A 14,495-nucleotide genomic window follows, 5' to 3' on the forward strand; every position below is an offset into this window, starting at 1 on the left:
ACTCAACTGGAGAACACACGATGATGAAGTGGATGGGCACCGCGCTGGCCGCGGCACTGCTGGTGAGCGGTTGCGCCAAGGAGGAGGGCGAGAAGTTCGTCGGCCACTGGGTCAACGTGCAGACGCAGGAAGAGACGATGGACATCGAGCGCAATGGCGAGACCTTCATGGTCCGCAGCACCACGCCGAAGTTCTTCAGCCGCAAGCCCAAGACCGAGAGCTACCCGGCGGTCTACAAGGACGGGGCGCTGCAGGTCACCAACGATGGCGAGACGGTGAATTTCGCCATCGACGCGGCCAACGGCCACCTCAACACCGGTGGCGAGCAGTACCAGCGCGTGCCGGCCAAGTAAGGCCGCCGCTGTCGCCAGCGCCCGCGTGTGGACCTTGCCGGTCGCACGCGGGCGTTTGCGTTTGCGGCCCTGCCGGCCACGCAGAAGAGCTACTGGTGCACGCTGCGTCGCGCAGACGCCGGGCCGGACACACCGCCCGTCGCCCGGCCTTGCGCTGCCGCTGCCATTCCACCCCACGCAAGCCGTACAGTGCGCAGGCACGCCAGGGTCATGGCGCTGCCCGACCGATCAATCCAGCAACTACGAGGGTGTCATGAGCAAGGGGATGGACCAGAAGAAGAGCCAGAAGAAAGAGCCGACCAAGACGCTGAAGGAAAAGCGCGCGGCCAAGCAGGAAAAGAAGGGCAAGTAAGCCGCCCGGCCTGCCAGACGGCAGACGAGGTCAGGCGCAGGCCTGGCCTCGCGGTGTGATGCCGTGCCAGCCTCAATGACCGCCCAGGCGTAATGGGTGCTCAGGGTTCTCACGGATGAAGCGATCGACCTCCGACAGCTTGGCTGGGAGAGCAACGCACGGATGGCTGCGGTAACTGAAGAACCGAAAGCCAGCGCGATACAACCGCTCGACCTTGCGCCATTGCGCCTGGTTGCGGGCCGGGGGTGCCTTGAACGAACGCCCCATCACGCACAGCGCGTTACCGCAGCCAGGACAGGGGGCCACCTGCTCGCGCGGAGCGATCTTGAAACTTCTGCGGCAACCGAAGCAGGCGTGCGCTAGCCGATAGGCGGCGCTGGTAACGGGCGCCTTGGCCACACGCGGCTGACGAGCACCGACGGCATAACGCAATGCGGTGCGATGGGCTTTGTCGGTGGAACTCATTGACGTGCCTCCGGGCCGACCACGGCTGGCTGACGCTGCACGACATACCGAGTACTGCCATCGCATGACGCAGTGCCGGCCCGATGCGTGGCGGGCAGGATCGCTGCGACCTTGTCAGGCAGAGCCAGTTGCCAATCCAGGTTGGGAAAGGTGGCCGGGAAGGTAGTGCCATTCGGATTGGCAGAGTGCGCGTAGATGCCCGTATCCATCGTGTCCTCACTGAGGTCTGCCCACAGTTGCACCGCTGCACCACGCTGCGCCAGACGTGCTTCCAGGTAGCACAACACCCGCACTGCAACCGCGTTGACCATCTGCCGATGCTCAGCAGAAGAGTGGCCGCGGCCATTCCAGTCCACATGCGTGTGCCACAGGTCGAACCAGCTTTCCGGATCCAACCGGTCAACCGCTGCACGCGCCTTGGCTTCTGCCCGCACCCAATAGCGCTCCATGCGTTTGCGGCGACGTCGGTCCATCGGTGCGGTCCTGTTTCGGGAGCGCAGTTTCCGTCAAAACACTGCACGGCGTCACCCGAGCTGGGGTCCCAAAGCTCTGCAATCGGTCAACCAGCCCAGATGCGCTAATGTGGGTTTGTATGGATTTAGGAGCGCGTCATGAGCCGTTTGACCATTGATCTAAGCGATCAGCAGCATCAGAGCCTGAAGGCGCTGGCGGCTCTGCAGGGCAAGACCATCAAGCAATACGCGCTTGAACGCCTGTTCCCTGGCGACCTAAACGCCGATCAGGCATGGCAGGAGTTGAAGACCCTCCTTGGGGGACGTGTCGAGCAAGGCCTTGCCGGCAAGGTTTCTACCAAGAGCATCAGCACCATCCTGGATGAAGAATTGGCCGGGGGCCGTCGCGGTTGATGCACGGCTACGTCCTCACCGATGCAGCCGAAGCCGATCTGCGCGGGATCATCCGCTACACCTCGGCACGCTGGGGCCAGGCGCAGGTTCGCCAGTACATCGCAGACCTATCGAGGCGTGATCTCGATGCTGTTGGATGTAGCAGTCTTCAGCGACGTCATATCGGCTGAGGTGGTTTTACTCTTTGATTCCTGCTGCTCCCGATAACGTATAAGTGGGTGTACCCCGACCGAGTAATTGCGCCCAGGCATGATCTGGTAACTCAATGACAGATTGAGCGTCCTGACGATTGACTGCCCCGGCTTCAGGACAAGAGATGGCGTGGAACCTCGGACGTTGTGCACATAGATGCCGTGATAGTCGACGGGGCTGCCGTCCTCTTGCATGACCTTGAACAGATTGGTCTGCAACACCCCGCCTTTGTCTACGTCTGGAACATACGAGGTAGCTCGATGGGCTGGTCACCTGCGTTGGCCATCGTGACTGAGACGGATGCTCCAGCTGTCGCTGTATGCGCTGCCTGTCTGTTTTGGAGTCTGATCTCCAGCCTCCCAGCCGCAGTCGCGCTGGAGCAGGCTGACAGCGCGAGAATCCCAAGAACCCATATCGCCTTCATCGTTCACCTCTTACGCGCAAGCGCTTCTTTGTCACCAGTTCTCATGCCATCTCTCCGGCTTGGGGTACGAGCCCTGGACGGGCGGAACCACCGTGGCGGGCGACTCCTGGGCAGACGCTAGTCGCGATTCATCCTCGGAGCGATCTTTCAATCCAACGTGCACTATCGCGCGCGGTTGGGGACCTGACGCTTTGGCGCTTCCCACATCACCGTCTAGCGCAAGTCCTCGTCGGCACCGTCCACCCGGTCTCCTGCATCAAGCTGCTGCAACACGCGATCGAAATCGCTCACGAACAGCTGGTCCTGCACGATGCGGTACTTTTCGAACTCGCTTTCCGCATGCGCTTTGGCGATCTCGGCGGTGACGCGCCCTGCGTCCTGCAACACCTGCCGGTCGGTTGCTTCGATGAAACGATTCAGACGTGTTTCCCAATCCTGCATGGTCATCGGAATCTGCCGCAGTGCCATGTCCTCGGCCAGGTCCAGATAGGCCGATACGAGGCGTTGCAACTGCGCCATCTCGCCGGTGGTCAGGTAGTTCTGGGCAACCGCCACGTCGAACTTCTGGATCTTCCCGCGCGGTGCATCGGCCCAGGTGGTCAGGCCCATGTGCTGCTTGCCGGCATCGGCTCGGTGGTAGACGACTTCTGCTGCGGTTTGCCCGTGGATGGCCCAGTGCAGCTTGTTCTGCACTGTGGCGAAGAACCGCTGGGTTGCCTGCGCGGTGGCATCGTAGTCCAGGGCGGTGGCGTAGATGTCGGTGATCTTCTGGTAGAACTTGCGCTCGGAGAGACGGATCTCGCGGATGCGCTGCAACTGCTCTTCGAAGTAGCGCTTGCCGAGCACCGTGCCGTCATTCTTCAGGCGCTCATCGTCCATCGCGAAGCCCTTGATCGTGAAGGACTCGATGATGGTGGTGGCCCACTTGCGGAACTGCACCGCGCGCTCGGAATTGACCTTGTAGCCCACGGCAATGATGGCCGCGAGGTTGTAGTGCTTGGTGTCGTAGCTCTTGCTGTCGGCGGCAGTTATTCGAAAATTTCGAATAACTGCATCTGGCTGTAACTCGTTGTCAGCGAACACCTTTTTCAGGTGGTAGTTGATGGTGTGGGTTTCGACATCGTAGAGCTGGGCCAGCATCTTCTGCGTCAGCCAGACGTTTTCGTCGGCATACGCCGCCTGCACGCCGCCCTCGCCTGCGGCGGCCACGAAGGTCAGGTATTCGGCCGCCGACGAGCGGACGAGCGAAATTTCATGCTTTTTCGCCATTGATGCCTCCCATGCTGGCGATACCGCACAACCAGTTTTTCTTCTTCCATGATGCTATCCGGGCATGCCCGGTGATGGTGATAGGCGAACGTGCCGTTCTGCCGTAAGTGATGTTGCCATTGCGCCGGCTCGCGTCCATCAGAACAACGACCCCTGCACGGGCAGCGCAGTGGATGGTTCTGTTGCTGGCTTGGCGGGTACCGCCTGCTGCTGCGCACCCAACCGCCACGCCAGACCCGAGATGCGTGCGGCATGCCGGGCGAGCGCGCTGCGGATGACCGCCTCGCTGCCGGCCAGGTGCAGGGCGCGGCGGGCGCGGGTGATGCCGGTGTAGAGCAGTTCGCGGCTGAGCACGCGGGCGTCGCGGGTGGGCAGTTGCAGCCAGACGGTGTCGAATTCGCTGCCCTGGGCCTTGTGCACGGTCATGGCGAAGGCGCTTTCGTGCGCGGGCAGTGCGGCGGGGTGGAAGCCGCGCACCTGGCCGTCGCCGTCGCCTTCGAACCAGGCGACCAATGGGCCTTGGGCACGGCTGTCGGTGCCTGGGTTGTTGCGGTTGGCGGTGCCGCCGGACTGGCCTGGCCCTGGAGAGGCGCCTTCGTCGCTGCGCCCCGAAAAGGGACTCGCGTCGCTTCGCAGGCAGATGCCGACGTCGCCGTTGAACAGGCCGTGGCGGTAGCTGTTTTCGGTGATCAGCAGCAGGCGGCCCTGGAACCAGGGCGAGGCGGCGCCGAGGCGGCGCGCGCCGGAGCCGGTTTCGGCCAGCAGTTGTTCGATGCGGGCATTGAGGCCGCGTGCGCCCTGCGGGCCGGCGCGCACGGCGGTGAGCAGGCGCAGGCGCGCGGCATCGCGCAGGGCGGCGGCCGGGTCGTGCGCGTCGGCCAGCGCGCGCCAGTGGGCGAGCAGTGCGTCGCGGCCCAGGGTGAGCGGGTCTTCGCCGTCTTCGTGGAAGTGCACGCCGGCCAGCTCGCCGCTGCGCAGCAGGGCCAGGGCGGTGTCGGCGTCGCCGGCGCGCACGGCGTCGGCCAACGGGGCCAGTGCAAAGTCGTCCGCCTGCCGGTAGCCGCGCAGCAGGTGCACGCGGTGGCCGGCCAGGCCGCCGCCGTGGGTGGCGGCGGGCGTGGCGCTGGGCGCGTTGCCGAGCAGCGCTTGCAGTGCCTGTGCGTCCTGCGGCTGCAGGGCATCGCCGGGGCCGGCGGCCTGCAGGATGGCGGCGAGCACGTCGCCGGCTTCCACCGAAGGCAGCTGGTCGGCGTCGCCGAGCAGGATCAGCTGGGTGCCATCGGCCACGGCTTCGACCAGCTTGCACATCAGCGGCAGGTCGACCATGGAAGCTTCGTCGACGACGATCAGGTCCAACGGCAGCGGGTTGTCGGCGTGATGGCGGAAGTGCGGGGAATCCGGGATGACGCCGAGCAGGCGATGCAGGGTGCTGGCACCGCTGGGCAGGGCGTCGGCCAGGGCCGGGTCGATGCCGCCAGCGATGGCGCGCGTGACCGCAAGGCGCAGGCTTTCGGCCATGCGCTCGGCGGCGCGGCCGGTGGGCGCGGCCAGGGCGATGCGCGGTGCCGGGGTGTTGGAGGCGTGTGCCTGGGCGATGCGCAGCAGCAGCAGGCGGGCGATGGTGGTGGTCTTGCCGGTGCCGGGGCCGCCGGTGACCAGCAGCAGGGTGCGGCGCAGCGCCAGGGCGGCGGCCTGGGCCTGGCGGTCTGGGTGGTGTGATGGGGCCGTTGGGGCCGCACCTTCCTGTTCGACGGATGGCTCGGGCAGGCGCGTCCCCTCACCCGCCCTTCGGGCACCTTCTCTCATCGGGAGAGAGGAAGCCGGGGGGAATAGCTGCGCGAATAGTGGGGATAGCGTGGCGGCGTCGAAGGGCGGTGGCGACTGGGCGGCGATGCGTTGCAGGCCCAGCGCCAGGCGGCGCTCGTACTCGCGGTAGCGGCGCAGGTAGAGCAGGCCATGTTCCAGGACCAGCGGGCAGTCGGCGGCGGCGGGGTCTTGCGGATTCGGTTGGTCGACCCAGCGCGAGGCGGCCAGGGTGCGTTGCCAGTCGCCTGGGTCCGGGAGTGCGGGCGCTGGGCCCTCGCGCGTGTCCAGCAGCATGCCGGCGCGGCTGGGGTCCAACCCTGCGTGGCCGCTGGTGACAGCCAGCGAGGCGAGTGCGGCGCCGGCCAACACCTGGGGGTCGGTGTCTGGGGCCAGGCGTTGCAGGCTTTGAGCGAAGGCCAGATCCAGCGGGCGCAGCGTGTCGGCCTTGATCAGGGCGTTGAAGAGGGTTGAGTGGTTCATGGGATGGACGCCTCCCGGGCGCAGGCGCCCTCACCCCAACCTCCGCTACGCGCCCCGGCCCGCGCGGCGTGGCGCAGACACTGCCAGGCACGCGCGCCAGTGGGCGCAAGCAGTGTCTGCCCGCCCCGAGGGGAGCCGGGGGTGCGCACAGCGCTGATCGGGCGTGCGGTCTGTTGGGTCATGGCTTGGATGCTTTAGCGGTGGACGTACCCTCACCCCAACCCCCGCTCCGCGCCCCAGCCCGCGCCAGCGGCGCGGGCGCTCCAAGGCACGCGCGCCAGTGGCGCGCAGCCAGTGCCTTATCGCCCCGGGGGGAGCGGGGCTTTGGTGCGTCAGCGGTAAGGGGCTGTGCGCTAGCGGGCATCGGGCGTGCCTGGGTTGCTGGATGTCGGCTCCGGGGCGCTGCCGGCGAACAGGGCGTCCAGGGCTTGGACCAGCGCCGGATCGAAGCGCCAGGCGTGGATGCCGGGTGCGGGCGTGGCGCGGTTGACGGCGTCGGAGTCGGCGTCGGAGTCGAAACCCGAATCGGAGATGGAGCTGGCGCCATTGACGGGGTCGGAATCGGAGGCGGCGCTGGCGCCATTGACGGAGCCGGAGCCGGAGTCGAAACCGGAGTCAGAACCGGAACCGGGGATGGAGCTGGAGTCGGATGCGGGGTTGCGGGTGGCGTCCAGGCCGCGGCAGAACAGGTAGCGCACGCCGCCGAAGTCGCGGGCGTAGTCGTAGCCATCGCCCAGGCGGAAACGCAGCCAGCGGTGCAGGGCCACGGTGTAGATCAGCGCCTGCAATTCGTACTCGCTGTGCGCCATGGCGCGGGCCAGGGCGTCGGCGTCGTAGCTGGGCAGGCGGTTGGACTTGTAGTCGAGCACGTACCAGCGCCCGTCCACGGTGTAGGTGAGGTCGATCAGGCCGGTCATCAGGCCTTCCAGCCGCTGGCGCGCGCCGAAGGCCTGGCGGTCGCCGACCACGCCAAACCGGTGCAGCAACGCGAGCAGCGCATCGACGCGGGTGGGCCGCATGGCGAAGTGGAATTCCATCTCGTTGCGGCGTTGCGGCGCGGGCACGGCGGCCAGGGTGGTGCCTTCGGGCAGGGCCACGGTGAGGGTGTGGCCGATCAGCGCGGTGAGCATGGCCAGGCCGTCGTCCCATTCCTTCTCGACGTATCCACCGCGTTGCAGCGCCTCGAGGATGGCGGCGGCCTGGCCCTCGGGTGCGGGCAGGCCGGGGCGCCAGGCCTGCCACGCGGCAAAGTCGCAACGCTCGAACACGTCGTGCATCACCACGCCGAAGCGGTTGCCGGCAAAGCGCGGGTCGAAGGCGTCGACCTCGGCGGCCACCGCAACGGCCTCGCTGCCGGACGGCTCGTCGCTGCCGCCACTGCCGACCACCGTGGCGCTGGCCATCGGGTCGGTGGCGGCGCCGGCATCGGCATTGGCCAGCTGGGTGAAGCTGTAGACCCACCAGTCCGGGGCGATATGCCGCTGCGGCGCGCGCGCAGGCGGCACCTGCGCCTCGACCGGCGGCGGCAGGCGCGGCAGGTTGGTGGGCGGCGTGGACGTGTCCACCACCACTGCACCCTCGCCGGCCGCGCCCTGCAGTGCGTCCAGCGCGCGCAGCATGCCGGACAGTGCGGTGCGCTCGTGCTGGTGGAATGGGCCGCTGGCGATCCACAGCGCGTGCTCGGCACGGGTCAGGCCGACGTAGAGCAGGCGTGCGTCTTCGGCGCGTTGTTCCTGCTTCCAGGCCGCTTCGGCGGCGCTCCAGGTTGGGTCGTCCTTGTCTGTCTTCCAGTGCAGCTGGCGGCCGAGCTCCGGCGCATGCACCACGCAATGGCGGCCGGCGCCCTTGTCGCTGCGGCCGATGCCGATGTACGGCAGGAACACCAGCGGATACTCCAGGCCCTTGCTCTTGTGCAGGGTGACGATCTGCACGCGGCGCGCGTCCGATTCCAGCCGCAGCTGCTGGGCTTCGTCGTTGTCGTCGGCATTGGCGATGCGGCGCGACAGCCAGTCGACCAGACCGTGCGGGCCGAGTGCGCGGGCGTCGGCCTCCTGCAGCAGTTCGGCCAGCTGCAGGTAGTTGGTGAGGCGGCGCTCGCCATCGACCAGGGCGAGCAGGCGTTGCCCGTGCGCGGCGCCCAGGTCGCCGACCAGGGCGAGCGGGCCGCCGCGCTGCCAGCGCTCGCGCCAGTCCAGCGCCTGCTGCTGCCAGCGGCGGTGACGCTCGCCGTCGTGTGCGAGTGCGGCGATGGCGGCGGCGTCCGCGCCGATCAGCACGGTGGCCAGCGCGGCGCGCAGGCGGCTGTCGTCGCCCGGGTCGAGCAAGGCCTGCAACAGGGCCAGCAGTTCCAGCGCTTCGTCGGTGGCGAACAGGCTCTGCTTGCCGGCCGCCACGGCGGGGATGCCCACCGCGCCCAGCGCCTGTTGCATGCGCGTGGCCTCGCCGTGGCTGCGCACCAGCACGGCGATATCGCCGGCCTGCACCGGGCGGCCATTGACGGTGGCGGTGCCGTCGCGGCCGCCGGCCAGCCAGCCGCGAATCGCCGCCACGCAGGCGGCGGTGGCCAGCTCGCGGGCGCGGTTGGCGCTCCAGGGTTTGGGCTTTCCTGCTTGCTTGGTTTTTGCCGCTGCCGCGGCAGGTGGCGGCGGCGGTTCCGGGGCGCGCCACAGCGTCAGCGCCGGGGCGGCGGCGCCATCGCGTTGCAGGTCGGCATCCAGCCGCTTGGTGCCGGGCCGCACCGGGTGGAAGGCGATGCCATCGGTGAGGAAGGCATCGGTGTAGCCGGCCTGTGCGTACAGTGCGTCGATGGCCGCCAGCACGCCGGGGCGCGAGCGGAAGTTGTGGCTCAGCGGCGGGGCGAGTTCGGCAGTGACGGCGGCGGCCAGATAAGTGCGCACGTCGCCGCCACGGAAACCGTAGATGGCCTGCTTAGGGTCGCCGATCAGAAACAGCGCCGGCTCCAGGCCGGCGGCGCGCGCGAGCGGGCCTTCGCCGAACACGTTGGAAAAGATCGCCCACTGGCGGTCGTCGGTGTCCTGGAATTCGTCCACCAGCGCGATGGCGTATTGCGCGCGCAGCCGCGCGACCAGCGCCTGCGCCTGCGCGCCTTCCAGCGCGTGCGCAACGCCATCGACCAGGTCGTCGTAGGTCTGCACGCGGCGCTGGCGCTTGAGCAATGCCAGCCGCGCAAGGGCGTCCTCGCGCAGGGCGTGCAGCAGGCGGATGCGGCGACGGCTGCGCCATGCTTCGACACCGGCCAGCGCGGTGAGATAGCCGTCGATCTCGTGGCTCAGCGGCGAGGCCGGGGTGCGATCGACGAACTTCTTGTTGGTGCCGGCGGCCAGCTCCGCAGCGGTGAGTTTGATCAGCTTGGCGTGCGGCGTTGTGTGCATCGATGGCGCGGCGGCGAAGCTGTCGAACCAGTACCACAACGCTGTTAGCCACTCCGGCTTGTAGCTGACCTTGCTCAGGATGCCGCCGTCGATGGCGGCCATGATGGTGTCGAAAAACGCGGTGCCGTGCGCCTGGAATGCCGCGGCCAGTGCAGTACTGGCGTCCTGCACCGCTTGCAGCAGCGCAGCGGAATCGTCATTTGTCGTGGCTGCCGCCGGCAGCAGCGTTGGATGGCGCACCAAGGCGCGCAGATCGCTGGCCAGTGCCTCCGGGCCGCCCGACCACAGCGCGATCAGGTCTTCGGCCATTGCCGCATCGGCGGCGCGCTGGCGCCAGAGATCGGCGGCGACTTCGCCGAGCAGTTCTCGGTCGTTGGCGAGCAGTTCCGGGGCGGCGAAGGCCTGGCCGCTTTCCAGCGCATGCTCGCGCAGCACACGCGCACAGAAACCGTGGATGGTGAACACGGCGGCCAGGTCGATTTCTTCCACCGCCTGTTGCAGGCGGCGGCGCAGGGCCGCGGGTGTTTCGGTGCCGTTGGCCAGGTGGGTGGCGAGGATGGCGCGCGTAAGCAGCACATCGGGCGCGTCCTGTAGGAGCGGCCCTGACCGCGACGGGTCATCGGCGAGCTCGGTCGCGGCCCGGGCCGCTCCTACGGGGGCGTCGGGTATTTCGGTGCCAAGGGCCCGGTGCGTGGCGAGAAAGGCGTCGGGCGCTTCGTGTAGGAGCGGACCTGGCCGCGACGGGTCGTCGGCGAGCTCGGTCGCGGTCCGGGCCGCTCCTACGGGGGCGGTGGGTGTTTCGGTGTCAGTGGCCAGGTGCGTGGCGACAAAGGCGTCGGGCGCGTCCTGTAGGAGCGGACCTGGCCGCGACGGGTCGTCGGCGAGCTCGGTCGCGGTCCGGGCCGCTCCTACGGGGGCGGTGGGTGTTTCGGTGTCAGTGGCCAGGTGCGTGGCGACAAAGGCGTCGGGCGCTTCGTGTAGGAGCGGACCTGGCCGCGACGGGTCGTCGGCGAGGTCGGTCGCGGCCCGGGCCGCTCCTACGGGGGCGTCGGGGACCAGGGTTGCGGCCAGCACCAGGCGCTCACGGATGCGGCGGCGCAGTTCCTGGGTGGCGGCCTCGGTGAAGGTAACGGCGAGGATCTGGCCGATGCGCAGGCCACGCTCGACCACCAGCCGGGTGAACAGCGTGGCCAGGGTGAAGGTCTTGCCAGTGCCGGCGCTGGCCTCGATCAGGCGTACGCCATGCAACGGCAATTCCAGGTACGGGTCGGTGACCGGGCTGGCGCTCATTCGGCCTCTTCCTGCGCGCCGTGCCAGTGGCGCCAGCTCTCGATCAATCGCTCCGGATCCAGCGTGGCATCGGCGTTACCGCGCTCGAGCAGGTCGTACACGCGATGGCTGGTGATGGCGAAATCGGCAAAGCGCTGCGCATCGGCGAACGGGTCGCGGCCGCGGTTGACCAGGCGCAGTTCCGGGCTGTGCGATTCGCTCCAACCGAAGCTGGACTGCCACTGCCCAGCAGCGTCCTTGATGGCCTTGTCCAGGTCGTCGCTGCGCGCGGCCTGGTGGTATTTCCAGCTGCTGTAGGGCGCGAACGCCAGCGGCGTCTGCAAGCCCTGCCGGTACACCTGCAGCAGCGCGGCCAACGCGCCCTGCGCCTGGGTCTGCGACAGCGGCTCGGCATCGATGGGATGCGGGCCCAAACCGTCTTCGTCTTCGAAGAAGCGCACATACGGCGCGTGCTCGCCGGCGGCGCGCAGCAGCAGCCATTCCAGGCCGTGGCGGATCGCGCTGCGGCCGCTGAGCGCGCCGACCTGCACCCGCCCCACCCCGCTCGCATACCAGCCGGGCACACGGCCGTGCACCTCGGTCTGGCCGATCTGCACCTGCAACCGGCGCGACTGCGCCGTCGCTTCGCCACGCCAGTGCCGGAATGCCTCGGCATACGGGCGCAGTTGCGCCACCCGCTCATCGAGCTGGCGTCGCCCCAGTGGCCCGGACGGCAGCAGCGCGCGCGCGCGCAGACGCTCGTAAAGCCGGTCGGTGTCGCCGGCCAGCGCGGCGTCGAACACGTGCTGCTGCAGGCCGTATTGCTCCAGCCCGCGCGTGGGCGCGAGCAGCGGCTCCAGATCGCTGTCTTCGCCGGCCGGATCCGGCAAACGCATCCCCAGGCGGTGGCGCAGGAACTGCCCGGCCGGGTCGGCGAACAGGCGGCGCAGCTCATCGATCGAAACGCTGGTCGGCGTTGCGATGTCATCGGCCGGCAACGCGCCGGCCACCCACGGCGCCAGCGGCTGGCGCTGGCCGGTAAGGCTGTCCACCGCAGGCCGCCACTGCCGGCGATAACTGAAACGGCGCGGGTCGGCGCCGTGATCGCCCGGCGCACCGAAGGCAGCGGCGGCAAACGGCTGCAACGGGTGGTGCACCACCAGCGTGTCGATTGCCGCCGGGTCGGCGTGGTACTGCGCGGCGCTGCCCAGCAGCTCGCTGACCAGCACCGACGGTTCGCGCGCGCTGCCGTCGCGCGCATCGGCGCCGAGATAGCTCAGGTAGAACACTTCCTGCGCGGAGGCGAACAACTGCAGGAACAGGAACCTGTCGTCCTCGCGGGTTGAACGGTCGCCGTGCCGGCGACGCTCGGTGCCCAATTCTGCAGTGAGGCGATTGAGCCCGGCGGCCGGGTCGCGGCGCGGGAAGTCGCCGTCGTTCATGCCGAGCAGGCAGATCGCGCGGAATGGCAGCAAGCGCATCGGCACCATGCGGCCGAAACTGATGCCGCCGGTGAGCAGCGGCGCACGCGTGTCCGACTCGCCCAGCACCGCAGCAAAATGCGCGCGCACCACCTCGGCCGGCACGGTGCCTGCGTACTCGGCGCGCACTGCATCGCGGGCGAACTGGTCGATCAAGCTACGCAAGCGGTCCAGCGCGCGCTGCGCACGTGGTGCCGAGGGCGCTTTTGGCATCAATGCCTCCAGCAGGCCGAGCAGCCGCTCGCGCCACTCGACCGGCGTCATCGCCTCGGCCAACACGGACTGGTAGCGTTCGAGCACACGCAGCAGCTTCAACAAGATATCCAGTGCGGCCAGCGCGCTGCCTTCCAGCTGCGGCCAGGGCGCCACACCCTCGATATCGTCGTCGGTGCCGCTGGCATGGCCGAGCAGCAGCCGGTCCAGCGCGAAGCGCCAGGTGTAGGCGTCGTCGCCCGGTGCCTGATGCTGGCGCCGGTGCGCCGCATCCAGCCCCCAGCGCGCGCCGGCCGCATGCAGCCAGCCGCGCAGACGTTCCAGCCCGGCTTCGTCCAGGCCGGCGGCCTCGGCGATCGGCGCACTGGCGAGCAGGTCGAGGATCTCGTGCAGGCCGAAGCGTGCGATCGGCAGGCCGAGCAAGCTCAGAAACACTTCGGCCAGCGGCTCGCTGGCCAACGGGCTGGCATCGGCCAGTGCATACGGAAGCGCGTCGTCGTTGCCGTGGCTGCCGAACACCGCATCCAGATACGGCACGTACGGGTCGATATTTGGCGACAGCACCGCGATCTCGCGCGGCTGCAGCGGTGGGTCGAAGCGCGCATCGTCGAGCAAGGCGCGCAGCTGGTCGTGCAGCACCTGCAGCTCGCGCAGACGGGTGTGGCAGGCGTGCACCTGCAGGCTGGGGTCGTGCAGATTCACCGCCGGCAACACCGCAGGCACGCTGGGCGCGCGGCGATGGAACAGGTCGCTCTGCATGCGCCGCAGCAGGCTGTCGCCCAGGCCGCCGTCGGCCAGTGCGCGGCGGCCAGACTCCAATGGGTCGGCGTAGGCGGCGATCTCGGCCAGCGGGTGCACCACCTCGTAGTCGCCGACCAATGCCATGAAGTCGCGCCCGGCCGCGCCCCAGGCCTGCAGCAGCGGGTTTTCCTGCACCTGCTCGGCAAACAGCTGCACCGCACCGTCTTCGCGACGGCGCTGCCACAGGGTCTGCAGGTCGCCCCAGTAGCCTTGCGTGGGCGTGGGCAGGTAGAAATGCAGCGTGCCCACGCGCGCCTGCGTGGCCAGCACGCGCAGCACGTCGGGCGAGATGTTCAAGATGGCGAAGGCGAACAGGCGCCTGGGCAAGCCCTGCGGCAGCGGGCCGTCCGGGCGCGCGTAGCGATCCAGATACTGGCCGATGCGGCGCGCGCGGTATTGCCGGCCGGTGGCAATGCTGCGCCACAGCCGCGCCTGCGGATCATCGGGGTCGGCGCCGCCTTCCCAGCGCAGCAACCAGTCGCGTCGCCAGGCCTGGTACTTCTCGAACACGTTGCCCAGCTCGCCAGCCAGCGCCCAGGGCTTGAGTGCATCGCCATCGGACAGATAACCAGCCAGGGGCGCCAACGCCGCGTCGCTGCCCAGATCGGCCTGCAAAGCGGTATAGAGGCGCCACTGCGTGGTCGCCATGTCCAGATCGTCGTCGGCCGGGCCAAGATTGCATTCCAGCGCGCGCGCGACGAACTCGCCGGGGGTGAGGAATTCCAGATTGGCCGCCACGCCGTGCTCGGCCGCCAGCGTGGACTGCAGCCAGCGCCGCATCGCCACCTGCGGGATCAGCACCACCTCCGGCTGCAGCAACGGCTGCTCCGGCACCGGCCGGCGCAGCTCCTGTGCGAGCAAGGCAGCCAGCGTATCCAGCGCATTTGAGGGATAGAGGCGGAAATCGGGCGCGGAAGTGGCGTGCATGCGTACGCGCATTGTGCCGGATGCGGCCGTGCTGCGCTGTTGGCCCAGGGCGGCGCGCAGCGAGCGGCGCCGCTATTCGGGCCGTACTGGAGTGGGCAGGCGCGGGGCCGACCATGGCGATGACGGCCGACACGCTGCGGAGCTACTGCACCCGAGCGCAGCAGGCGCGAGCGGATTGCGGGTTGCCTTTGATGCAGTACTGCCT

The 14,495-nt window shown here is 68.7% G+C and carries 9 protein-coding genes; 3 read left to right on the forward strand and 6 right to left on the reverse strand.

Annotated elements, in window-relative coordinates; genetic code table 11:
* Positions 1–20 precede the first annotated feature (20 nt).
* Positions 21–353 carry a lipoprotein gene (locus tag ABQ039_RS19810; protein ID WP_039513672.1) on the forward strand — a complete coding sequence of 111 codons (333 nt, stop codon included), beginning with the start codon at positions 21–23 and terminating at the stop codon, positions 351–353.
* A 424-nt stretch (positions 354–777) separates the two neighbouring features.
* Here the strand turns inward: ABQ039_RS19810 and ABQ039_RS19815 are convergent, their stop codons facing one another.
* Together ABQ039_RS19815 and ABQ039_RS19820 are read right to left on the reverse strand one after the other, a co-directional pair.
* Entirely contained in the window at positions 778–1,170 is a 393-nt protein-coding gene (locus ABQ039_RS19815; protein WP_154832983.1) for a hypothetical protein, read from the reverse strand.
* The gene (locus tag ABQ039_RS19820) at positions 1,167–1,643 is read right to left on the reverse strand and encodes a hypothetical protein (RefSeq protein WP_252513612.1); all 477 of its coding nucleotides are present in this window, start codon (positions 1,641–1,643) and stop codon (positions 1,167–1,169) included. Before ABQ039_RS19820 ends, ABQ039_RS19815 begins: the two co-directional genes overlap by 4 nt.
* 138 nt (positions 1,644–1,781) lie before the next feature.
* On the opposite strand from ABQ039_RS19820, the gene ABQ039_RS19825 reads away from it, so the two are divergent.
* Both ABQ039_RS19825 and ABQ039_RS19830 read left to right on the forward strand, forming a co-directional pair.
* Positions 1,782–2,036: an antitoxin gene (locus tag ABQ039_RS19825; protein ID WP_024939619.1), complete on the forward strand. Its 255-nt coding sequence runs from the start codon at positions 1,782–1,784 to the stop codon at positions 2,034–2,036.
* Positions 2,036–2,206, forward strand: a complete 171-nt coding sequence (locus ABQ039_RS19830) for a type II toxin-antitoxin system RelE/ParE family toxin (protein ID WP_374057828.1) — start codon at positions 2,036–2,038, stop codon at positions 2,204–2,206. The genes ABQ039_RS19825 and ABQ039_RS19830 overlap by 1 nt, the downstream gene beginning before the upstream one ends.
* A 659-nt stretch (positions 2,207–2,865) precedes the next feature.
* Here ABQ039_RS19830 and ABQ039_RS19835 read toward each other — a convergent pair.
* From ABQ039_RS19835 to recC, 4 genes are all read right to left on the reverse strand, one after another.
* Positions 2,866–3,921, reverse strand: coding sequence for a virulence RhuM family protein (locus ABQ039_RS19835; RefSeq protein ID WP_349778304.1), 1,056 nt, complete (start codon positions 3,919–3,921; stop codon positions 2,866–2,868).
* 138 nt (positions 3,922–4,059) lie between these two features.
* Entirely contained in the window at positions 4,060–6,207 is a 2,148-nt protein-coding gene (gene recD / locus ABQ039_RS19840) for an exodeoxyribonuclease V subunit alpha (RefSeq protein WP_349778303.1), read from the reverse strand.
* 353 nt (positions 6,208–6,560) lie between these two features.
* The gene (locus tag ABQ039_RS19845) at positions 6,561–10,889 is read right to left on the reverse strand and encodes a UvrD-helicase domain-containing protein (protein WP_374057829.1); all 4,329 of its coding nucleotides are present in this window, start codon (positions 10,887–10,889) and stop codon (positions 6,561–6,563) included.
* Positions 10,886–14,290 carry an exodeoxyribonuclease V subunit gamma gene (recC, locus tag ABQ039_RS19850; protein WP_349778300.1) on the reverse strand — a complete coding sequence of 1,135 codons (3,405 nt, stop codon included), beginning with the start codon at positions 14,288–14,290 and terminating at the stop codon, positions 10,886–10,888. Before recC ends, ABQ039_RS19845 begins: the two co-directional genes overlap by 4 nt.
* Positions 14,291–14,495: the final 205 nt, after the last annotated feature.

Source organism: Xanthomonas sp. WHRI 6108 (genome assembly GCF_040202385.2).
GTDB classification, from domain to species: Bacteria; Pseudomonadota; Gammaproteobacteria; order Xanthomonadales; family Xanthomonadaceae; genus Xanthomonas; species Xanthomonas arboricola.

Coding starts and splice junctions, on each gene's coding strand:
- ABQ039_RS19810 (WP_039513672.1), top strand. CDS start 21: ATGATGAAGTGGATGGGCACCGCGCTGGCCGCGGCACTGCTGGTGAGC.
- ABQ039_RS19815 (WP_154832983.1), bottom strand. CDS start 1,170: ATGAGTTCCACCGACAAAGCCCATCGCACCGCATTGCGTTATGCCGTC.
- ABQ039_RS19820 (WP_252513612.1), bottom strand. CDS start 1,643: ATGGACCGACGTCGCCGCAAACGCATGGAGCGCTATTGGGTGCGGGCA.
- ABQ039_RS19825 (WP_024939619.1), top strand. CDS start 1,782: ATGAGCCGTTTGACCATTGATCTAAGCGATCAGCAGCATCAGAGCCTG.
- ABQ039_RS19830 (WP_374057828.1), top strand. CDS start 2,036: ATGCACGGCTACGTCCTCACCGATGCAGCCGAAGCCGATCTGCGCGGG.
- ABQ039_RS19835 (WP_349778304.1), bottom strand. CDS start 3,921: ATGGCGAAAAAGCATGAAATTTCGCTCGTCCGCTCGTCGGCGGCCGAA.
- recD (WP_349778303.1), bottom strand. CDS start 6,207: ATGAACCACTCAACCCTCTTCAACGCCCTGATCAAGGCCGACACGCTG.
- ABQ039_RS19845 (WP_374057829.1), bottom strand. CDS start 10,889: ATGAGCGCCAGCCCGGTCACCGACCCGTACCTGGAATTGCCGTTGCAT.
- recC (WP_349778300.1), bottom strand. CDS start 14,290: ATGCACGCCACTTCCGCGCCCGATTTCCGCCTCTATCCCTCAAATGCG.